Source organism: Acidithiobacillus sulfurivorans (genome assembly GCF_018853815.1).
Taxonomy (GTDB): Bacteria; Pseudomonadota; Gammaproteobacteria; order Acidithiobacillales; family Acidithiobacillaceae; genus Acidithiobacillus; species Acidithiobacillus sulfurivorans.
Window position 1 is genome coordinate 39,193 of sequence record NZ_JAAOMP010000121.1, and the last position, 21,431, is coordinate 60,623.

Here is a 21,431-nt window from a genome sequence, read left to right on the forward strand (position 1 = left end):
ACCGAGAGGGACCGAAGCAATGAAACAAGAGCAATCATCCCAAAGCTGGCGCTGGCTGATCGTGGTCATTGTTGTGCTGCTGATCGCTGTGCTGGCTTTTTTCTTTTGGCAGCATAACCAATCGGTCCGACAGACCCAAAAAGCGGCTGAAGCGGCCGCCGCAGTGAAACTCGCGGCACCGACAGTATCTACGGTGTCAGTGGCCGACTTTCCGGTGGGAAAAACCATTTCTCAGGAAGGCTCTCTGCAAGGCCCCCTCAGTGGCAAATGCGGCAATATTGCCTGGCACGATCTCAGCCCTTCCGCCGAAGCCAATCTCCGCAAGTTGTGCCCGGCGCAAAAACCGGCACCCTGAACGGATCGCTTTAGTAAGGCTGACGCAAGGGCAGGACCAGTTCGGCCACCAGGCCGCCATCAGGGGCATTGTACAAATTCAACTGACCGTTATGGTAGGCCATGACCCGTTCGACAATGGCCAGGCCCAGACCAATCCCACCACCCTTACCCGCCTGGGCGAAAGGGGCACGCACACTTTGCAACTGGGATTCGGCAATCCCTGAACCATGATCCCGCACCCGAATCAGCATCTGTTGGCCGACTTTTTCGGCGTAAATATCTACGGGTCCCACGCCATGCACCTGGGCATTATCAATCAGATTTTGCAGAGCCCGCGCCAAACCGACCTCCTGGATGGCCAATTTCGGTAAGGTAGTAGACGAAGGATGCCAGCGCACTTCGGCCTGCTGACGCAATACCAGTTGCTGCAACCAGATCCCAATATCGGTATCCACCAGCAGCTCGCGTTCGCCGCTGCGCGCATATCCCATGAATTGATGGATGACTTTGTCCATTTCCTGAATATTGTCGATGATTTCCTGCCGGGCTTCTTCCTCAGCTGGCAGAAACTCCGCGCTTAAACGCATCCGCGTCAGAGGCGTCCGCAAATCATGGGAAACTCCCACCAGAACCATTTCCCGCTCTCGCCACAAACGCTGCAGGTCTCGCAGGGTCTGATTGAATCTTTCCGCCAAACGCCGCAAATCCGCAGGCCCTGCTTCCGGCAAATCCCCCAGAGTATCGCCACTGCGCAAGCGATCTACGCCCTGCATCAAACGTGTCAGGGGGCGGGTAACCTGGCGTACAACCAAATACGCGCCCAACCAGGACAAGAGCAAAATAGCGGCGAGCTTGAACCAGGGCAGAGGTAAACCTGCCGGACGCGGCATCGGCATGGCCAGGGCCAGAGCCGCACCGGGATGCGTCTGCAACCACAAGGTCCCGGAGCGCGGATCAAAACGTAACAGGGCATCCGGCCAGCCCATCTGCCGGAGTTGCTGCAGGGCATTGACCAAGGGCGGAATACTGGGATTGCGTCCACGCATCCCGCTGGCAGGCAACACCTGCAAACCTTGCCGGGACAAAATCGGCTGAATGGCGGCCCGCTGAGCAGGACTGAGGGTTTCGCTGAGGGTCAGAATCTGCGCCCAATTCTGAGCCATGTGCTCGGCCTGAGGATTAGCCTGATAAATATTAAAAAACCAGTAAACTGCCAACTGACTCAGAAAGAGCAATCCGGCAATAATCAAAAACATCCGGTTAAACAGGGTATCCGGCCACCAGAATTGATTTTTTTTCATGATCCTTCCACCCAATGAGCTTTTTGACGAGGACATTCTGAACCAACAGAGCGCGATGTCGGAGAAGCACCGTCCCGGCCTTGCCCAAAATGCCCTCGTCAAACCGTTACCTGAACGGTGCTAGGACTCATCCCGCGCCGCAGAGGCATTTCCACCATCGGGCACCAGCACATAGCCGCGTCCCCACACAGTTTGTATATAACGCGGATCACCCGGATCTGTTTCCACAATGCGCCGCAACCGGGAAATAAACACATCGACTCCCCGCGATCCCGCAGTGACTTCTTCACTCCCATGACTCATAGCCAGCAGACGCTCTCTGGACAAGGGTTGCCAGGCGTGACTGGCGAGGGCATGTAAAATGGAAAACTCGCTATCGGTCAGGGAGATTTTTTCCGCTCCCCGCCACAAGCTGCGCGTGTCCAGAGCCAGACGAAAGGGGCCGAATTCTATGGCTCCAGGCGCCGGATCCACCGTCCGGATTTCCTGACTACGCCGCAACACCGCCCGAATACGAGCCGTCAACTCACGGGGTTCAAAAGGCTTGGGCAAATAATCATCGGCACCCACATCCAGCCCCTCTACCCGGTCACTGAGGTCGCCCCGTGCCGTGAGCATGATAATTGGCAGCTGGGGTTCCTGCACACGCAGGCGGCGACAAATGCTGAAACCATCTTCGCCGGGCATCATGACATCCAGAAGCAACAAATCGTAATATTCCCGCTCCAGATGTCGGTCCATCTGTACCCCGGACCCCACTGCCTGAACGGCAAAACCCTGCCCTTCCAAATAGCGGACCAGCATGGTCCGCACTCTGGGATCATCATCGACCAGCAGTATCTTGCCGTTCTCAGCCATTTTATTTACCCCAGGGTCCTGGACGATGGCCCTTGTGCTCCGCCATCTTCACGACGGTCTGCCACTGCACCGGGGTCAGGATTTTATGAAGATACTGAACCTGCTCAATACCCCGATCCAGCATCATTTCATGATCCTTGACCACAGCCGCTTTCAGCGGTGCCAGCGCGGCACCGGATTCACCGTTGAGGAGAGCATCGCGCAGCGCCTTGTTGTGCGCCATCATGCCCTGACGCCAGGCCGGAAAATCCTTACGCTGGGTATTCCGCCAATTTTTCAGGTCGCTCTCCTGTGCCGGGGTCAATTTCAGGTCAATCGCATGGCGCCAGACAATAGGCATCAACATGGGAACGGGCATATTCTGCATCCAGGGACCACGCATGGGACCGTGCTGCCATGGTCCGTGATGACCATTCATCATCTCCGGTCCCCTCGGGCCATGTCCGGCCATAGGCGGCGGGGGTGCCTCTTCGGCAAATGCCGGCAAAGCAGCCATACTAAATGCGGCAATCATCAAACCGGATACTGCATATTTCAGTTTCGACATCGTATTGCTCCTCGTCTCTCAGGGGGAAAAGGTTCGTCCCTTTCCGTGGAACACACGTTAACGACTTGACTCCTCTGTTGCCAGCGACAAATTGTCAATAATTGTGAATAAGACACCGAATCCATTCACACTTTGCAACAATTTTGCACAAAAATCTGCTTCCCTCCCTAGCGCTTTTTCAGGAGAATGCAGGCTCCACGAATGAGGAGCTTGAGCGTGCCCCATAAAGTGCTAAGCGCTGTCACTGGCGTCTTGCTGGCGGTCACCGGACTGACTCAGGCGGATGCCGGGGTGATGGGCTGGTTGGCAGATCCCTTTGCTACCGATGGCGGAATCAGCCAGCAACCCGGACAGCCATGGACCGGCCCCAGCAAACTGCCGACCATACCCGATGCCCATACGCTTGGCCCGGCTGAACAGGACCAGGTCTGGAGCCTGCCCCAACTTACCGCCTATGCCCTTGCCCACAATCCGCAAACAGCGGCCGCCTGGGATTCCCTGCGTGCCGAAGCAGCCGGGGTGGGTGTGGCAGAGAGCGCCTGGTTACCGACTTTAACCCTCAGCACTTCGGCTTCACGTCGCCAGTCGGCTTCTACGGCGGGTTTTACCGTACCTGCGCGTAACAGCGTCAATCCCAATTTAACCCTCAGTTACACTCTCTGGGATTTTGGCCTGCGCTCCGCCAAAACCGATGCGGCAAAAGCCCAGGAATGGGTAGCTGGTTTCACCCAGAATCAGGAAATCCAATCTGTGGCTTTCAGCGTGGCCCAAGCCTATTATCAGGTGCTCGGCAACCAGTCCCTGCTGCTTGCCGATGAAAAAACCGTTGCCGAAAATCAGAAAAACCTGGAAGCCGCAGAAGTCATGCACCGCGCCGGTCAGGCGACAGTAGGGGCCCTGTATCAGGCGCGGGCGGCCATGGCTCAGTCACAATCCACCCTTGCCGCCCAACAGCAGACCTTGCTGAGCAGCCAGGGGGTACTGGCCAGCACCCTCGGCCTGAGCCCCAAAACCCTGCTTAAAATTCACGCGCTGCAACTCACTCAAACACCCCCGCAACTGCACGATGCGGCAGAAACCCTGATGCAATCTGCACTGAGCGCCAACCCGGCCTTGCAGGAAGCGCGAGCCCAGGTGGCTGCGGCCCAGGCCAATGTGCGGAGTGCAGAAGCCAGTGGCTTGCCCACTCTGGGGGCCAGCAGTTCTTATGGCTACCTGTTTCAGGGTGGCTTTCAACCCGGCGACACCTGGACCGTTGGCTTTACTCTGACGGTTCCATTGTTTACGGGCTTTAATAACCACTACCAGGTTCGCCAGAACGAGGCATTGCGGGATCAGGCTGAAGCCAATCTTGCCAGCAGTCGTAATAGCACCGAAAGTACGGTCTGGCAGGATTATCATAATTTTCAGGGTGCGACAGCAGCATGGCCAGGAGCTCGCAGTGGCCTGCAGAACGCCGACAAAGCCCTGGAAGTAGTACAGGCACAATATCGTGTTGGGCAAGCCACCATCCAGGATGTGTTACTGGCAGAATCCACTCTGGCGCAGGCGCGTTACACCCTCATTCAAAATCTGGTCAGCAGTTACGTGGCACTGGCACAACTCAGCCAGGCTGTGGGCATGCCTTTGGGAGCACAAAAACCGTGATTCGTTATCCACTTATTTTCCTCCTGACCGCTGTTACATTGGGCCTGACGGGGTGTCAGAGCAAAGCCCGACATGAAATGCCCCCACTTCAGGTACAACTGACCAGCCCGACCCAGGAGAATATGACGCACTACGTCGGCTATCTTGGAACCGTGACCCCTATCCAGACTGTCACCGTCATTCCCCAGACTTCGGGGCTGCTACAAAATATCTCTTTCACGCAGGGCGCCATGGTCAGCAAGGGTCAAACCCTGTTTACCATTGACCCGGCCCAAACCCAGGCGGCGCTTGCCCAGGCTCAGGCCAAACTGGCTGCCGATCAGGCTACTGCCCGCTACAACCGCAACCTGGTTGATCAGGATCGCCCCCTGGCGGAAAAAGATTTTATTACCCGCCAGAGCTTTGACCAGGCGGTTTCCCAGGCTCAGGCGGCGGCAGCTCAGGTGGCCGAGGATCAAGCCGCTGTGCAGCAGGCTCGGATTAATCTGTCTTACACCAGGATTACCGCGCCTATCAATGGTCGCATCGGCTTGGCGCTGGTCAAAGCCGGGAATCTGGTGGTCGCCAATCAAACCCAATTAACCACCATCAATGAAATCAACCTCATCACCATCAACTTCAGTGTTCCTCAAGCACAACTGGGGGCCGCCAGACAGGCACAAACCCAAAACACCAACCTGCCCATTCAGGACGAAAAAGGTGGGACGCTTCTGGCTCAAGGCAAGCTGACTTTTATTGATAACACCGTCAGTGCCAGCACCGCCACGGTCAGCTTGCAGGTCACGGTGCCCAATACCGACCATAAACTCTGGCCGGGTCAGTACGTGCTGGTGCAAATGCCTGTCCAGCACATCGCCAATGCTCTGGTGCTGCCCGTAGGGGCTGTGCAACAGGGTAGTTCCGGTCCTTTCGTTTATACCGTCGAACAGGGCAAAGCAACAGACAAGGCCATTCAGGTTCTCTGGGAAACGGGAGCGAAGGCGGTGATCAGCGGCATTACGACCCATACCCAGGTCATTTTCCCGCTGCCGGCCCGACTTTATCCCGGTGCCGCCGTACAAGTAGGTGAGGCCAAGCACTCCACCGGGCAGCATTCAGGTAAGCTATCGTGAATTTCTCCGCGTTATTCATCCGGCGCCCGGTGATGACCGTTGTCATCATCCTCGGGTTGGTGATTTACGGCATTTTTGCCTTTACCAATCTGCCAGTCGCCCTCCTGCCCAGCGTCGATTTCCCAACCGTCATGGTCTCGGCCAGTTTGCCTGGCGCCAGCCCTCAGACCATGGCCAGCGCCGTCGCCACGCCTCTCGAAAAACAGTTTTCTTCCATCCCCGGGCTGTCTTCGATGAGTTCCGTCAACAATCAGGGCTCCACACGCATCATTCTGCAGTTTGATCTCAGCCAGAATATCGACGTAGCCACCCAGAATGTATCCAATGCCGTCACTCAGGCCAGTCATCTGTTGCCACCCGGCATGACCAGTCTACCTTTTGTCAAACAACTGAATCCTTCTGCGGCCCCCATCGAATTCATCGCTCTTTCCGCACCCAACATGCCTATCTACAAGCTCAATGAGTACGCAGTAGATAAGGTGGTGCCAGCCATTTCCGGTATTCCCGGGGTAGCACAGGTGCAAATATTTGGTGAGCAGAATTACGCCGTACGCATTCATGCCAATCCATTTGCAATGCAGGCGCATGGTATTTCCCTGCAGGATCTCAGCACGGCCATCAACAATCACAATGTGAATTTACCCCAGGGAACGGTTCTGGGCGCCGTCCGTAATTACGCGGTGAATGTTCATGGTCAGTTACAGGACGCCCAGGCTTTTGCCAACATGCCCGTAACTTTTGCCAACGGCGCTGTAGTCCCCCTTTCCGACATCGCTCAGGTGCGCAATGGGGTTGATAATGACCAGATTGCCAGCTGGATTGGCGACCAGCGCGCCCTGATTCTGGCGGTCGTCCGCCAGCCCGACGCCGATACGGTCGCCATTTCTGATGCTATCGGCAAGCGTCTGCCGACGCTTGCTGCCAGCCTGCCCGGCGGGGCGAAAATGACCGTGGTTTATGACAAAGCAGACTATATCCGCTCCGCCGTGGAAGAAGTGGAAATCACCTTGCTTCTGGCTTCCCTGCTGGTAGCTGGCGTGCTCTGGCTGTTCCTGCGCCGGGGTAGCCCCACGCTGATTGGGGCAGTAGCCATTCCAACTTCTATTTTGGCCACCTTCGCCATTATCTACGAGCTGGGCTACACCCTGAACACCCTGACTCTGCTGGCCCTGACTTTGGCCGTCGGATTTGTGGTGGATGACGCCGTGGTCATGCTCGAAAACATCACCCGCCACGAAGAAAATGGTGAAGAACCTTTCCAGGCGGCCATTACCGGCAGCCGGGAAATTGGTTTTACCGTCATTTCCATGACCCTGTCTCTGGCCGTCGTGTTCCTGCCCTTTCTGGTTATGGGCGGCATTATTGGTCGTTTGTTTCGGGAGTTCGGGGTCACGATAGCCATCGTCATCCTCATGTCAGGACTGGTCTCGCTGACTTTGACCCCCATGCTCTGCGCCCGTTATTTGCGGGTAAAACATCATAGTCCCAGCCGCTTTGAGTCGGGCTTTGCGCGGCTGCGCAACTGGTATGGACGCAGTTTGCGCACAACCCTGCGGCATCGCGGCTGGGTGTATATGGCTGCGCTGCTCAGCCTGCTGGGCATGATCGGTCTATTCGTCATTCTGCCCAAAGGGTTCATTCCCAGCGAAGATAGCGGCATGATCATGGGCAACCTGGAGTACCCTCAGGGTATTTCCTTCAGTCAACTGGAAGATACCCAGCAACGTATCGCCACGGCCGTAGGTGACAACAAGGCCGTACAGGCGGTCATGTCCAGCGCCGGACAGGGAGCGGGTGCTTTTGGGTCCGCCAATACCGGACGCCTGATCATCCGTCTGAAACCGCTGGGGCAAAGAGCTTCCGGAGAGCAGGTCATCACCCAGTTACGCCAAATTGTCAGTCACTTTAATGGCGTGGAGGCCAGCTTCCAGTTGCCTCCAGCCATTCAGATGGGGCCGGTGTCGTCGCAGTCTCACTATCAATACATTCTCCAGAGCGAGGACCAGGACAGTCTCAACGAGGCAGTCCCCAAATTGGTAAAAGCCCTGCGCAAAGTGCCGGGACTCCAGGCCGTCAATAGTGATCTGCAACTAGCCAATCCCGAAATCGAGGTCCATGTATTGCACCAACGTGCCCAGGCCCTCGGAGTAACGCCTCAGGGCATTGAGCAAGCCCTCAACTTTGCCTTCGGCGGCACCCAGGTCGGAACCATTTATGCCTCCACCAACCAGTACGAGGTCATTCTGGATCTGGAGCGAAAGTTTCAGGAAAACCTGGGTGCCCTTTCGGCGATTACCATTCCCGGTACTGCCGGCCTGGTACCCTTGGCAGCCATTGCCCATTTTGCCTATGGCGTAGGGCCCTTGAGCATCAGTCATTATGATGGCCTGCCCAGTGTCACCATTTCCTTCAACCTGGCCCCCGGTGTCTCCCTGGGAGAGGCCACCCAACGGGTGCAAAAAGCTGCCGCACAAATTCTTCCCGCCAACGTGCAGGGTGAGTTTGGCGGCTCGGCAGCGGCCTTTTCTCAATCCACGAACACGCTGCCCTTGCTGCTTCTTGCCACCATCGCCCTGATTTATGCGATTCTGGCCATTCTCTACGAAGACTTCATCCACCCGTTGACCATTCTGACCGCCTTGCCACTGGCAGGTTTCGGCGCGCTGCTGGCTTTGTGGATATTCCATCAGGAACTGGATTTGTTCAGCTTTGTGGGCATTATCATGCTCGTGGGTCTGGTCAAGAAAAATGGCATTATCATGGTGGATTTTGCCGTCCATCGGCGGCGCGAGGGTGCCAGTGCAGAAGATGCCATTGTCGATGCCTGCATTACTCGTTTCCGCCCGATCATGATGACCAACCTTGCGGCGGTATTGGGCATTTTGCCTATCGCCATCGGCATCGGCGCTGGTGCAGAATCGCGGGTTCCACTGGGTGTTGCGGTAGCCGGGGGCATTGTTGTTTCACAATTTTTGACCCTTTATATCACTCCCGCTTTTTATGTGCTCTTTGAAAACTGGAAAGGACGCTGGCGACGCCAGCCTCGGCCGGCACAGAGCAGCCCGGCGATTTCCGGGGATCACCCATAAACCTCAAAACGGCGGTTGGCCGGGAAGCTTTGCAGCGACTTTGGCCTGCGCCGTAGGCGATGCGACCCTGTTTCGGAATGGCATCTGAATGGATAAGTTCTGCATTATCACCGAATTGTGATATATAGCGAGCAGCTATCCGCAGAATAGAGAGTCCATGATGCCTGCAAAAATCCTGTTATTACTTGCCCTTGCCAGTCTGGCAGGCTGCGCTACTGTATCCACCTCCGAGTCCAACCATCAGACGAATAGTGCCGCCACGCAAAGCGCCCAACTCGCGCAACAAAAAGCCAAACTGGCCGAACAGCACCTGGCAGCCATTGCTGGCCAACGTGCTACTGCAGAACGGCAGTTTTGTCCCAACTGGCAACAGGCACTCCTTCACGCCCGTAATAATGCTATCGGCTGTGCCCAAATGCCGATCAATGCCCAGTCCGCCTGCTGGCAGGCGGTTGCCCAATGGGCCAACGAGGAAAGCCAATATTTTCATGCTCTGCGCCCTTTGTTCACCCATAGCCCCTACGCGGAACCCGCAGGGCATGCCGCACACTTTTTCGATTTGGCCCAAAGCTGGGCCATGACCTGCGAAGATGGCAGTACTGCCTGCACCCAGGCCTCAGGACATCAGCAAATGGATCAGGAGAAAAAACAGGTGAATCAGTTTTGTGTGCAATAAAAACTCGGATCCAAGTGGCTGCAAACAATCCACGCCAAATACTTTTTTGAAGATGAATCATTATATGCATCACCAGAAAAATTGGGTAAGATAAATTTCAGTAGAAAATACTGACTTTACAATTAACTAGAAGATTTACCTACCCATAACTCAAAAAGGGAGAAACCATGTTCAAGGGTTTTATAGGAGATTTTAAAACATTTCTGCAGCGTGGGAATGTGATTGATCTGGCCGTCGCTTTTGTCATTGGTACAGCCTTTTCCGCTATTGTCACGTCACTGGTGGGCAATATCATCATGCCGCCCATCGGCTTGTTGCTCGACAAGGTCGATTTTTCCAACTTGTACGTCATTCTGAAAGAAGGCAGCACTGCCGGTCCTTACCTGACCCTCGCAGCGGCAAAAAAAGCAGGCGCAGTCACTCTTAATTATGGCCTGTTCATCATTTCACTGATCAGCTTTTTCATCATTGCTCTGGTCATTTTTTCCATTGTCCGCGTCATCAACAAACTCTACCCAAAACCTGTTGCACCGGCTTCCACAAAAAGCTGCCCCTATTGCTATTCGTCCATCCCTTTGGCGGCTACGCGTTGCCCCAGTTGCACCTCCCAACTGGAATCCTGATCAGGTAATAACTTTGGCGAAGCCCGCTCACTGAGAGCCCCTTCGCCTTTCCTGCGTAGTTGCCGTATGCTCATGACTCATTATGTACACGGGATGGATCATGTGATCTGGGAGCTTTTTCTGGTTTTCCTGGTCGGGCTATTGCTCGGACTGGGTATTCTGTTTTTTTTGAGTCGGCAAAACTTAGGTCGCCAGCAGGACGAGGCAGCAGCTTTCCAGGCACGTCAGGAACAACTTATCAGCGAACTGCGTGCCCAAATTCAGGCGCATCAATCCGAGCTGCTGAAACAAAATGAAAGCCGGGTCCGGGCAGAAACGGAAAACCGACAGATTCCTTTACTGAATGACGCACTCAAAAATGCTCAGGATGAAACCAATCAGTTACAGCTTAATCTCAACCAGATGCGCGGGCAGCAGGCAGAATTACAGGAACGCCTGGAACAGGAGCGCCTGCGCAGTAACGAGAAACTGACGTTGCTGGAAGAAGCCCGGCAGCGCCTCACCGAAACTTTCCAGTCCCTCTCTGCCGACGCCCTGCGCCGCAATAATCAATCTTTTCTGGATCTCGCCAGGGAAAACCTCGAACGCTTTCAGGAAAACGCCAAAACTGACTGGGATGTCCGCCAGAAAGCAGCAGGACAACTCATCGAACCCATTCGTGAATCCATGGAAAAAGTGGGCCAGCGCATGGATGCCATGGAAAAAACCCGTATTGATGCTTATGGCGCTTTAAATGAACAACTGCGTGGCCTCGTTCAGGACCATCTGCCCCGTCTGCATCAGGAAACAGCTGCTTTGGTAAAGGCACTGCGTCAACCTGCCGCGCGAGGACGCTGGGGCGAAATGCAGCTCAAACGCGTCGTGGAAATGGCAGGAATGCTGGCCTACTGTGATTTTGCCGAACAGGAAAGCGTGCAGACGGAAACCGGGCAGCAACGCCCCGATCTGGTTGTCCGACTGCCCGGAGGCAAACGCCTGATTGTAGATGCCAAGGCGCCCCTTAACGCCTACCTGGAAGCCATGGAAAGCGAGGATGAGCAAAAACGTCAGCAGTTCCTGCTCAAGCATGCCCAAGAACTGCGCACGCACATGACCCAACTCAGCAAAAAATCCTATTGGGAACAATTTCAGCCCACCCCTGAGTTCGTGGTGCTTTTTGTCCCCGGAGAAGTATTTTTCAGCGCGGCGCTCCAGGCCGATCCTGCGCTAATTGAATTTGGCGTCGAACAAAAAGTCATTGTTGCCAGCCCAACCACCCTCATTGCTCTGCTGCGAGCAGTTTCATACGGATGGCGGCAGGAGTCTCTGGCTGAAAATGCCAGAGCAATCAGTGAGTTGGGCAAAGAACTTTATGATCGTCTTCATACGCTCGCCGGACACTGGAGCAGGGTAGGAAAAAATCTGGGACAGGCAGTTGATGCGTATAACAAGGCCACCGGCTCACTGGAAGGTCGTGTTCTCAGTTCCGCCAGGAAGTTCCGGGACCTCAAGGCTATTGCAGACGACAAGGAATTAGCAGTCTCAGAACCGGTAGAACTCAATCCGCGTCAATTACAGGCAGACGAACTGATCGGCGAAAAGCTGCCCGACTCTATCGATTAGACGGAGTCGCCGGTCGCTTGCCCGGCATCCTGCCGACGGGATTGCGCCTGCACGAGCGCCAAAGGCAGGCTGAAAATGACTTTTTCTTCAACCCCCGCTGTTTCCTGCGGTGCAGTGGCGCCCCATTCCTGTAACTGGTCGATAATACCTTTCACCAGACTTTCCGGTGCCGACGCACCGGCACTAATCCCGATTTTGCCGACATCAGCAAACCATTCCCTACGCAATTGGCTCGAATCTTCAATCAGATGCGTTGGTGTATCCAGCCTTCCGCCCAGCTCGGCCAGACGGCTGGAGTTGGAACTGTTGGGAGCCCCGACCACCAGCAAAATATCCACCTCGGGAGCCAGCGTTTTGACGGCATCCTGACGATTTTGAGTGGCATAACAAATGTCATCTTTTTTGGGGCCCTGAATGTGTGGAAAACGCACACGCAGGGCCTGAATCACCTCGGCAGTATCATCCATACTCAGGGTTGTCTGGGTAATATAAGCCAGCTTTTCCGGGTTGCGCGGAGTCAGACTGGCCACATCAGTGACATTGGAGACCAGATACATCATTCCTTCTTCCACCTGCCCCATGGTGCCTTCAACTTCCGGATGCCCGGCATGACCAATCAGCACCATTTCCATCCCGTCCCGACTGTATTTCTTGACCTCCATATGGACCTTGGTGACCAACGGGCAAGTCGCGTCAAAGACACTCAGTCCTCGGGCAGCCGCATGCTGACGTACCGCAATGGGGACCCCATGCGCACTGAAAATGACCGTTGCGGCATCGGGAACCTCGTCCAGTTCCTCCACAAATATCGCCCCACGGGCACGCAGGTCCTCGACAACATGGCGGTTATGCACGACTTCATGCCGCACATAAATCGGTGCCCCGAAAAGCTCCAGAGCGCGGTCCACAATTTGAATGGCGCGATTGACGCCAGCGCAAAAACCACGTGGATTGGCTAACAAAATTTCCATATCGAAGCTCTCTAAAAGATTTAAGGGAATGGTCCATCCTGCCGCTGGCGCTGTCAACCCAAACGAAAGCGCCCAGCCCAGGCCCAAATTCACCTCGCCGGAATTTTATCTGGCTTCAGCAACTTTAGCTGATTGTCATAAAAGTGTCATATTCACCTGATATGATTCCACCGGAATATCAACCAGTTCTCGGGAGACATCATGGCAGAAAGCTCCAAACCCGCGCAAAATCTGCGGGAGCAACCAATCTCTACAGACAGCAACGCGCATAGTCTCACCAGCTCGGGAGATATTGCCCCGGATTTAAGTCCTGAAGGCATTCGTGATTTCGTCATCCATGAAGCCGTAGAAGCAGCCCAGGCGCAGCAAAGTGCCATCGTCACCGACTATGTAAACAGTCATCCCCAGGCCGCCCAGTCTATGGATGCCGCCATTCAGGTGATTCATTCTGATGTCAGCCCGGAAGATCTGGAGCATCTGCACGAGAGCGGAGCCATCCATCCGGGCAAGTACGTCGCAAACACGGATGATGCCCTCAATGACGACTGGCGTACCGGCGGTTATCCCTACAAATTCCGGATGACGCGCCGGGACTATGAACACGGTAAGTATGGCTTGCAGGTAGAGCTACTCAAGTTACAGGCCTGGGTGAAATCCAGCGGTCAGAAAGTTGTCGTCATCTTTGAAGGGCGGGATGCGGCGGGCAAGGGCGGCACCATCAAGCGCTTCATGGAACATCTCAATCCGCGTGGTGCCAGAGTGGTTGCGCTGGACAAACCTTCTGAAAGAGAAAAGGGACAGTGGTACTTCCAACGTTATGTGGAACAACTGCCTACCGCTGGCGAAATGGTGTTTTTCGATCGCTCCTGGTACAACCGTGCGGGCGTCGAGCGGGTAATGGGTTTCTGCAATGAAGCCGATTATCAGGAGTTCATGCGCCAGGTTCCGGAATTTGAGCGACATCTCATTTACAGCGGTATTCATCTCGTCAAGTTATGGTTTTCAGTGACTCGTGACGAGCAACACCGGCGTTTTGAAGAGCGCAAAGTGCATCCCCTCAAGCAGTGGAAGCTATCTCCCATGGATCTCGCCTCCCTGGATCGCTGGGAAGATTATACCCGTGCCAAGGAAACCATGTTTTTCCATACAGATACGGCTTATGCGCCGTGGACTGTGGTCAAATCCAATGACAAAAAACGGGCTCGACTAAATGCCTTGCGGCATCTGCTCCAGGTCATTCCCTACGACAATAAGGACCTCCATGCCATTGGTCCCGTCGACGGACTGGTGGTCAGCCGCGCCCACGTCATGTATGGCGAGACCAATTCTCAAGAACTCAATCCCTTTAACGGCAACAATTCACCGGAATCCGCTGGCTAAATCCACTCCAAGGAGCACTTGACCGTGAGCACAGAAAAAATTCACACCCCGCCTTCGGGGAAAAGTATCCAGCAATATATTGACGAAACACCTGCCTGGCCCGATGGCACGTCTCTCAAGGGTACACCCATGACGGCCATGCAATGGCGGATCTGGAGCCTTGCCGTGGCCGGTAAGTTTTTTGAGGGCCTGGTGATTTTCATGACGGGTATTGCCTTACCCCTCATCGTCCGGGACTTTACCCTGCAGGCCGCCCAAAAAGGTGTAGTCACTGCCGTGGCACTTTTCGGTATCCTGATTGGAGCCACCATGCTGGGTGGACTGTCCGATATATTCGGGCGTAAACGCATGTTCATTGCAGAAATGATGATTTTTGTGTTGTTTCTCATCGGTCTCACCCTGAGCCCCAGCTATCTCTGGATGGTAATTTGCCTCTTTGGGATTGGGCTGGCTTTGGGTTGTGACTACCCCACTGCCCATCTGGTCATTTCTGAAGCGGTTCCCAGCAAGGGACGCGGCGGCCTGGTTCTTGGTGCCTTTGCCTTCCAGGCTGTAGGCGCAATTGTCGGTGCCGGTCTGGGCATTATCATTCTCGATGTTTATCCCGAAGTGGATGCCTGGCGCTGGATGTACGCTGCAGCGATTATCCCGGCCATTTTGGTGATTGTCGGCCGGTTTTTTATCACCGACAGCCCCCACTGGCTGGCTAGCAAGGGACGTATGGAAGAAGCGGAAAAAGAAACCCGCCGCCTGCTCAAGCGGGTTCCCCAATATCCCAAAGAAGTGGTCCTAAACAGGGAACACGCCCACCAGCACCAAAAAGTCAGTCCTGCTGTGCTTTTCAACAACAAAAATCGGCGCGCTACTTTCCTCGCCGCCATCCCCTGGTTTATTCAGGACTTAGGTACTTACGGTATCGGCATTTTTACCCCGATCATTCTGGCCACCACCCTGGGTGCTTCCAGGGATGTGCATAGCGTTGCTGACCTGGCACAAAATGTGATGCTCTCTGCCAAAGGTACCGCCCTGCTCGATGTGCTGTTGATTCTGGGGGTGCTTGCCGCTATTTTCTTTGTGGAAGGGACCGGCCGCATCAAGTTGCAAATCATCGGTTTTATCGGCTGTGCTGTCGGTCTGGGTCTGGCTGCCATTTCTTTGAACTTGCCGGATGGTGACAAAACCATTCTGCTTTTTGCCGGATTCATGCTTTTCAATTTCATGACCAATCTCGGCCCCAACGCCCAGACTTATCTGCTGGCCGGTGAAGTATTTCCGACCTCCATTCGCGGCTATGGTGCCGGATTTGCGGCTTCTTTCGCCAAAATTGGTGCGGTCATGACAGCCTTTTTGTTCCCCATCCTGCTCCACACCATTGGTACCCAAATCTTGTTGATCATTCTGGTGGGCACGTCAATACTGGGGGCCATATTGACTTGGGTTTTCCAGGTCGAAACCCGTGGTAGCCTCGAAAAAATTGAAGAGGCGCGCGTGCAACCTCAAGTCTGAGGGGTTTGCTTGTGGGTCCGCGCAGCTTGCGGACCCTGTTTCTCCGCCGGAAATGGCTGTTGGCGTTTCCGGCGGAACCGTTTATGGGGTAGGCGACCGCAACATCCGCAAAGGAGTCTGAAATATGCTGGTCAACTGTGTGGTATATAACGATGGACATAAGGTCGCAGACAGCACCCTGGAGGACATTCCTCAACACTTGCAGCAAGCCCAAAACTTTGTTTGGGTCGCCCTGCAAGATGCTACAGAACCAGAACTGCGCCTTCTGCAAAAGCAGTTCAATTTGCATGAACTAGCCGTGGAAGATGTATTTAATGGCTTGCAAAGGCCTAAAGTGGAAGAGTACGACGAACATCTCTTCGTCATACTTCAGGCCCCGGCCTACCACGGCAAAGATCTGCATATGGGCCAGATCAATATTTTTGTCGGCAGCAATTTTGTGCTTTCCGTCCGTCAGGATTGTGAACAAACCCTGCTGGGCGTCCGTGCCCGGGCCGAACGCGAGCCGCATCTGCTCAAATACGGCTCTGCTTATGTGCTTTATGCCCTGTCCGACGCCATTGTCGACCTGTTTTTCCCGGTAGTGGATATGCTGGATGATGAACTGGAACAACTGGAAACCGTGATGTTTCACAATCAGGAAGCACGCCAGAACATGGAGCGCCTGTATGATTTTAAATATAAAAGCAATGTGTTACGCCATGCGTTACTCCCTCTGGCAGACGGCTTCAGCAAACTGTTTGGCGGACGGGTCCCCGCCCAGATAGATGGCGCAGAAAACTACTTCCGGGATGTTCATGATCATATCATGTTGCTCAACAGCCAACTGGACACTATCCGTGACACCATCTCCACCGCGATTCAGGTCAATCTTTCCCTGATTGCCATCGACCACGGCGAGGTCAACAAAAAGCTGGCGGGCTGGGGTGCCATTCTGGTGCTGATTACCATTTTTACGGGCATCTGGGGCATGAACTTTGAGTACATGCCAGAACTTCACTGGAAGTTCGGATACCCCATGGCCCTGACCGTCATGGCCGGATCATCCTATTACCTCTACCGTCGCTTCAAGAAAGCCGGCTGGATTTAGTTTTCAGAGATCCCCCCACAACGCCTGCAACACGGCGACCGCTGCAACTGCAGCGGTTTCCGCCCGCAGAATGCGTGGCCCCATGCCCACCTTTTGAAAACCATGGGCGCTTGCCGCTGCCAGTTCAGAACTACTCAGCCCACCTTCAGGCCCACTTAACAGCGTCACTTCCGACTCGGGGTGAGGCAGTTCACGCATCTTCGCATTCTCCGGCGCAGGGTCCAGAACCAGACTCTGGCCCCGGCACAGGGACCAGGCATTAGTCAGAGCGATAGGCGGCAACACTTTCGGAATGCTCGTCGCGCCACTCTGCTCACAGGCCGCAATCACCATATCCTGCCAACGTTGGAGACGTTTTTCGCCGCGCGTTTCTTTAATCTGTACCACGGCATGCTGGCAAGCCACCGGCAGAATCGTCTGCACGCCCAGTTCTACGGCTTTTTGCAGGCTCCAGTCCCAACGCTCCCCGCGCATCAAGGGCAACCACAGATGAATCATGAGCGGAGAACGTGTTTGCCGCACAAAACGCCCGCTGATCTGGATTTCGGCGCGGTTACCGGTAATGCCTTTCAATGTACCGGCATAGACGCAACCATCCCCGTTGAAGAGAGTCACATCCTGAGCAATGCGCGCGCGCAGCACTTTCAATAAATGATGGCTGGGCTCCGTGGGCAAAAGAAAAGCACCGCTTTCGGGCAATTCGGAATCAGCGTATAAATGAATGCGCGGCATCACGGTAGACTTTCAGCAAGAAATAATAACTATATCATCGCAGCGCCGTAGTAGTGGGTCAAAAATCACGGAGACGGGCATGTCCAGAATCAATGAAATCGACCAGCAATGGGTGGGAAAATTGCTGCGTACCAGTGCCGAGCGTTTCGTTCTGCCGCGTTTTCATACTGTAGTCAGTAGTCGCAAGCCTGACGGCAGCATCGTCACCAGCGCTGACATAGACAGTCAGAATTTTCTTCAGGATATGCTGGCCGCCCGCTATCCCGATATTCCCCTACTGGGCGAAGAGATGCCCCGCGAAGAACAACAATCCCTCCTGAAAAACAGTGATGCACTTTGGTGCCTGGACCCTCTGGACGGCACCAGTAATTTTGCCGCAGGGGTGCCGGTTTTTGGCGTCTCTCTGGCCCTGCTGGAAAAGGGGCATTCGGTCATGGGCTGGATTTATGATCCGGTACGCGCTGAACTTTTTTCAGCCGTACAGGGAAAAGGGGCTAAAGTTGATGGCACTTCACTCCACACTCGCGAAGCTCCGGCGCTGAAACACTGCGTAGGGGTGGTGGACTACAAACGACTGGATCGAAATCTGGCCCTGCGCATCATTGATGAACGCCCCTTTCATAGCCAACGTAATTTCGGTTCATCCGTATTGGAATGGTGTTGGCTGGCGGCGGGACGCTACCATTTTTATTTGCATGGTGCCCAGCAACTTTGGGATCGCGCCGCAGGCGCATTGATTCTCCAGGAAGCCGGTGGTCAAATTTCCCAGTTCAATGGTCAGGCTCTTCAGGAAAAAGACCTGAAGCCACGCTCCGCTCTGGCCACACTGGATCCAAATTTGCACCAAACCTGGCGAAACTGGCTGGAGCATGCCTCCGATAAGGCCTCCGAGTTCCCAAACGCGGTCCTTTGATTTATGCTAAAACGAATTATGTCTTCCATCTAATTCCGCCACTGAAGGGAACAACCTTATGTCATCCATAGGTAGTCTTGCGCTGTCTCTACTCCCCGTTACCGAATCTGCCGCCCGCGCTGCCAGCGCCTGGATTGGGCGTGGTGAAAAAGAACTGGGAGATGGAGCCGCTGTAGATGCCATGCGTGCTGCCATTGCTCAAGTCCCCATGCGCGGCGTGGTCATCATCGGCGAAGGCGAAAAAGACGAAGCGCCCATGCTCTACAATGGTGAGCAGGTTGGATCGGGCACGGGTCCGGAAGTGGAAATCGCCGTGGATCCCGTCGAAGGCACCACCTTTTTAGCCCAAGGCATGCCCGGTTCCATTTGTGTGCTGGCAGCAGCCCCCAAAGGCAGCATGTTCCAGCCCGGCCCCGCATATTACATGGACAAGTTGATTGTCCCCGCCCCGGCGCGCGGCAAAATTGATCCCGAAGCCCCCATGAAAGCCAAATTGCAGGCACTGGCCAAATCTCTCGGCAAAGATGTGAAAGAATTGCGCATTTTCCTTCTGAAAAAGCCTCGTCATGACGCCATGATCCGCGAAATTCAAGCCGCAGGCGCGACGGTTCGCCTGCAGACAGACGGTGACGTCAGTGGTGGCATCATGGCAGCCCTGGGTACCAAAGTGGATGCTATGATGGGCATCGGTGGCACACCCGAAGGCGTCATCTCGGCCTGCGCCGCCCGCGCCATGGGCGCGGACATGTTTGGCTGCCTGGCCCCGCAAAAACCCGGCGAAGCCGAAGCTATTGCCGAAGCGGGCCTGAAAGCAGGTCAATGGCTGAGCCGTGATGAACTGGTTTCCAGTGACGACGTGCTTTTCGTGGCGACTGGCCTGACTTCCGGCGACATTCTTGATGGCGTTACCCGTTCCCACTACTTTGTAGAGAGCGAAACCCTGGTCATTTCGGGTCATGACGGTATTTTACGTCGGGTCCGCACCCACCAGCGCGCCGACTGACATTTTCATTTATCCAAGGAGTGAGTTATGACTGTAACCCGTACTGATCTGGCCAATGCCATTCGCGTTCTGGCCATGGATGCCGTCGAAAAAGCGAACTCCGGCCATCCCGGAATGCCTATGGGCATGGCGGACATCGCCGAAGTCTTGTGGAATGATTTTCTGGTGCACAACCCGGCCAATCCGCATTGGGCCGGACGTGACCGCTTCATTCTTTCCAACGGCCACGGTTCGATGTTGCAGTATGCACTCCTCCACCTGAGCGGCTACGATTTGTCCATTGATGATCTTAAGCAATTCCGTCAGTGGCACAGCAAAACTCCCGGTCATCCCGAATATCGCGATACGCCCGGCGTTGAAACCACCACGGGTCCATTAGGTCAGGGCATTGCCAACGGTGTGGGTATGGCCCTGGCGGAACGTATGCTGGCTGCCCAGTTCAACCGCCCCGATCATGAAATCGTCAGCAACTACACTTATGTATTTCTGGGCGACGGCTGTCTCATGGAAGGGGTTTCCCATGAAGCCTGCTCTTTGGCCGGGGTCTGGGGTCTGAACAAGCTTGTCTGCTTTTACGATGACAACAACATTTCTATTGATGGTCATGTGGACGACTGGTTCGGGGACGATACCCCGGCGCGTTTTGAAGCCTACGGCTGGCATGTCGTTCGTCATGTGGATGGTCACGATCCCGAAGCCATCAAAAAGGCCATCACTCAGGCCCACAAACAAACCACGCAACCGACCCTGATTTGCTGCAAGACCGTCATTGGTCATGGCTCACCCAACAAGGCTGGCACCCACGATGTGCATGGAGCCGCGCTGGGCGCTGAAGAAATTGCCCTGACGCGCAAGAATCTCGGCTGGAGTGGTGCTCCCTTTGAAATTCCGGAAGCGGTTTATCACGGTTACAACGCCAAAGCCAAAGGGGAAACGGCGGAGAGTGCCTGGAAAGAAAAGTTTTCCAAATACAAGGCCAACTTCCCCAAGGAAGCAGCCGAATTTGAACGGCGCCTGAGTGGTGAAGCCAGTCCCGAATTTGACGCGGCCATTGCCCGAATCATCGGCGAATTCCGTAAGGAAAACCCGAAAATTGCGACCCGCGTTGCCTCGGGTAAAACCATTCAGGGTATTGCTGCCTCTCTACCTGAATTTCTCGGTGGCTCCGCCGATTTGACGCCTTCCAACAATACTCGCTGGAAAGAAGCGATTGACATCGGCAAGCACCGTTTGATGGGTAATTACATTCACTATGGTGTGCGTGAATTCGGCATGTCGGCCATCATGAACGGTGTATCCTTGTATGGCGGCTTCCTGCCCTTCGGTGGCACTTTCCTGATTTTCTCGGATTACAGCCGCAACGCGATTCGCATGTCAGCCCTGATGGGTATTCGCGTCGTCTATGTCATGACCCATGATTCCATTGGTCTTGGTGAAGATGGTCCCACCCATCAACCGGTTGAGCAGGTCAACAGCTTGCGGCTGATCCCCAACCTCAACGTCTGGCGTCCTGCGGACGCCGTAGAAACAACCATTGCCTGGGAATCCTCCGTCAAGCTCCAGCGTACGCCGTCCTTGCTCGCTCTCAGTCGTCAGAACTTGCCAGCACTGCCCCATACGGATGAAACCGTAGCCAATGCCCGTCGTGGTGGCTATGTCATCAAGGATGCCGAGGCTGGCAAGGCACAAGGTATTTTGATTGCTACCGGTTCTGAAGTTGAACTGGCCCTGGCGGCCCAGGCGAAACTGGCTGAACAGGGTCACGCCGTTCGGGTGGTTTCCATGCCTTGTATGGACATCTTCGCCGCTCAGGATGCCGCCTATCAGGAAAGCGTTTTGCCCGCCAGCATCAGCAAGCGGGTCGCCATTGAAGCAGGCACCACGGGACTCTGGTACAAATACGTCGGATTGCATGGCGCCGTCGTCGGTATTGATCATTTCGGGGCTTCCGCTCCGGCACCGACGCTATTCGCCAAATTCGGCTTCACTGTGGACAACATTGTTGCCCAGTTCCAGTCGCTTTGAATTCATTTGCAATTTTGAGG

Annotated in this window: 18 protein-coding genes; 13 read left to right on the plus strand and 5 right to left on the minus strand. The window is 54.8% G+C overall.

Translation table 11 applies throughout. The features are described 5' to 3' along the window. The first annotated feature begins 19 nt into the window (after window positions 1-19). Window positions 20-355, plus strand: coding sequence for a hypothetical protein (locus tag HAP95_RS10590; RefSeq protein ID WP_215884189.1), 336 nt, complete (start codon window positions 20-22; stop codon window positions 353-355). Window positions 356-365: 10 nt separating this feature from the next. On the opposite strand, the gene HAP95_RS10595 is transcribed toward HAP95_RS10590, so the two are convergent. The 3 genes from HAP95_RS10595 to HAP95_RS10605 form a co-directional block, all read right to left on the minus strand. Next, entirely contained in the window at window positions 366-1,637 is a 1,272-nt protein-coding gene (locus HAP95_RS10595; RefSeq protein WP_215884190.1) for an ATP-binding protein, read from the minus strand. A gap of 120 nt (window positions 1,638-1,757) precedes the next feature. Next, window positions 1,758-2,495 (minus strand): response regulator, encoded by a 738-nt coding sequence (locus HAP95_RS10600; RefSeq protein ID WP_215884191.1) that lies wholly within the window; start codon window positions 2,493-2,495, stop codon window positions 1,758-1,760. Between the two features lies 1 nt (window position 2,496). Continuing rightward, on the minus strand, window positions 2,497-3,042 hold the full coding sequence (locus HAP95_RS10605; protein ID WP_215884192.1) for a Spy/CpxP family protein refolding chaperone: 546 nt from the start codon (window positions 3,040-3,042) through the stop codon (window positions 2,497-2,499). A 216-nt stretch (window positions 3,043-3,258) separates the two neighbouring features. Between HAP95_RS10605 and HAP95_RS10610 the strand changes: the two genes are divergently transcribed. The 6 genes from HAP95_RS10610 (at window position 3,259) to HAP95_RS10635 (ending at window position 11,791) form a co-directional block, all read left to right on the plus strand. Then, window positions 3,259-4,689: a TolC family protein gene (locus HAP95_RS10610; protein ID WP_215884193.1), complete on the plus strand. Its 1,431-nt coding sequence runs from the start codon at window positions 3,259-3,261 to the stop codon at window positions 4,687-4,689. After that, a complete protein-coding gene (locus tag HAP95_RS10615; RefSeq protein ID WP_215884194.1) occupies window positions 4,686-5,801 on the plus strand; it encodes an efflux RND transporter periplasmic adaptor subunit in 1,116 nt (371 codons plus the stop codon). The genes HAP95_RS10610 and HAP95_RS10615 overlap by 4 nt, the downstream gene beginning before the upstream one ends. Beyond that, the gene (locus tag HAP95_RS10620) at window positions 5,798-8,890 is read left to right on the plus strand and encodes an efflux RND transporter permease subunit (protein WP_215884195.1); all 3,093 of its coding nucleotides are present in this window, start codon (window positions 5,798-5,800) and stop codon (window positions 8,888-8,890) included. The genes HAP95_RS10615 and HAP95_RS10620 overlap by 4 nt, the downstream gene beginning before the upstream one ends. A gap of 157 nt (window positions 8,891-9,047) precedes the next feature. Next, window positions 9,048-9,566 (plus strand): hypothetical protein, encoded by a 519-nt coding sequence (locus HAP95_RS10625; protein ID WP_226832723.1) that lies wholly within the window; start codon window positions 9,048-9,050, stop codon window positions 9,564-9,566. A gap of 167 nt (window positions 9,567-9,733) precedes the next feature. Then, the gene (mscL, locus tag HAP95_RS10630) at window positions 9,734-10,189 is read left to right on the plus strand and encodes a large conductance mechanosensitive channel protein MscL (RefSeq protein WP_215884196.1); all 456 of its coding nucleotides are present in this window, start codon (window positions 9,734-9,736) and stop codon (window positions 10,187-10,189) included. 72 nt (window positions 10,190-10,261) lie between these two features. Continuing rightward, window positions 10,262-11,791 carry a DNA recombination protein RmuC gene (locus HAP95_RS10635; RefSeq protein WP_226832724.1) on the plus strand — a complete coding sequence of 510 codons (1,530 nt, stop codon included), beginning with the start codon at window positions 10,262-10,264 and terminating at the stop codon, window positions 11,789-11,791. Here HAP95_RS10635 and ispH read toward each other — a convergent pair. Continuing rightward, complete coding sequence (ispH, locus tag HAP95_RS10640; RefSeq protein WP_215884197.1) at window positions 11,788-12,762, minus strand: 4-hydroxy-3-methylbut-2-enyl diphosphate reductase; 975 nt, start codon at window positions 12,760-12,762, stop codon at window positions 11,788-11,790. The genes HAP95_RS10635 and ispH overlap by 4 nt on opposite strands. A 201-nt stretch (window positions 12,763-12,963) precedes the next feature. Between ispH and ppk2 the strand changes: the two genes are divergently transcribed. The 3 genes from ppk2 to HAP95_RS10655 all read left to right on the plus strand — a co-directional run bounded on the left by ppk2 (window position 12,964) and on the right by HAP95_RS10655 (window position 16,738). Then, window positions 12,964-14,142, plus strand: a complete 1,179-nt coding sequence (gene ppk2, locus HAP95_RS10645; RefSeq protein WP_215884198.1) for a polyphosphate kinase 2 — start codon at window positions 12,964-12,966, stop codon at window positions 14,140-14,142. 24 nt (window positions 14,143-14,166) lie between these two features. Next, the gene (locus tag HAP95_RS10650; RefSeq protein WP_215884199.1) at window positions 14,167-15,648 is read left to right on the plus strand and encodes an MFS transporter; all 1,482 of its coding nucleotides are present in this window, start codon (window positions 14,167-14,169) and stop codon (window positions 15,646-15,648) included. A gap of 124 nt (window positions 15,649-15,772) precedes the next feature. After that, window positions 15,773-16,738 (plus strand): magnesium and cobalt transport protein CorA, encoded by a 966-nt coding sequence (locus HAP95_RS10655; protein WP_215884200.1) that lies wholly within the window; start codon window positions 15,773-15,775, stop codon window positions 16,736-16,738. Window positions 16,739-16,741: 3 nt separating this feature from the next. On the opposite strand, the gene HAP95_RS10660 is transcribed toward HAP95_RS10655, so the two are convergent. Continuing rightward, window positions 16,742-17,470: a 16S rRNA (uracil(1498)-N(3))-methyltransferase gene (locus HAP95_RS10660; RefSeq protein WP_215884271.1), complete on the minus strand. Its 729-nt coding sequence runs from the start codon at window positions 17,468-17,470 to the stop codon at window positions 16,742-16,744. A 79-nt stretch (window positions 17,471-17,549) separates the two neighbouring features. Between HAP95_RS10660 and HAP95_RS10665 the strand changes: the two genes are divergently transcribed. From HAP95_RS10665 to tkt, 3 genes are read left to right on the plus strand one after another with little or no spacing between them, the layout of a single operon-like run. Next, complete coding sequence (locus HAP95_RS10665) at window positions 17,550-18,383, plus strand: inositol monophosphatase family protein (RefSeq protein WP_215884201.1); 834 nt, start codon at window positions 17,550-17,552, stop codon at window positions 18,381-18,383. Between the two features lie 58 nt (window positions 18,384-18,441). Beyond that, the gene (glpX, locus tag HAP95_RS10670) at window positions 18,442-19,386 is read left to right on the plus strand and encodes a class II fructose-bisphosphatase (RefSeq protein ID WP_215884202.1); all 945 of its coding nucleotides are present in this window, start codon (window positions 18,442-18,444) and stop codon (window positions 19,384-19,386) included. A 27-nt stretch (window positions 19,387-19,413) separates the two neighbouring features. Next, entirely contained in the window at window positions 19,414-21,411 is a 1,998-nt protein-coding gene (gene tkt / locus HAP95_RS10675; protein ID WP_215884203.1) for a transketolase, read from the plus strand. Window positions 21,412-21,431 lie beyond the last annotated feature (20 nt).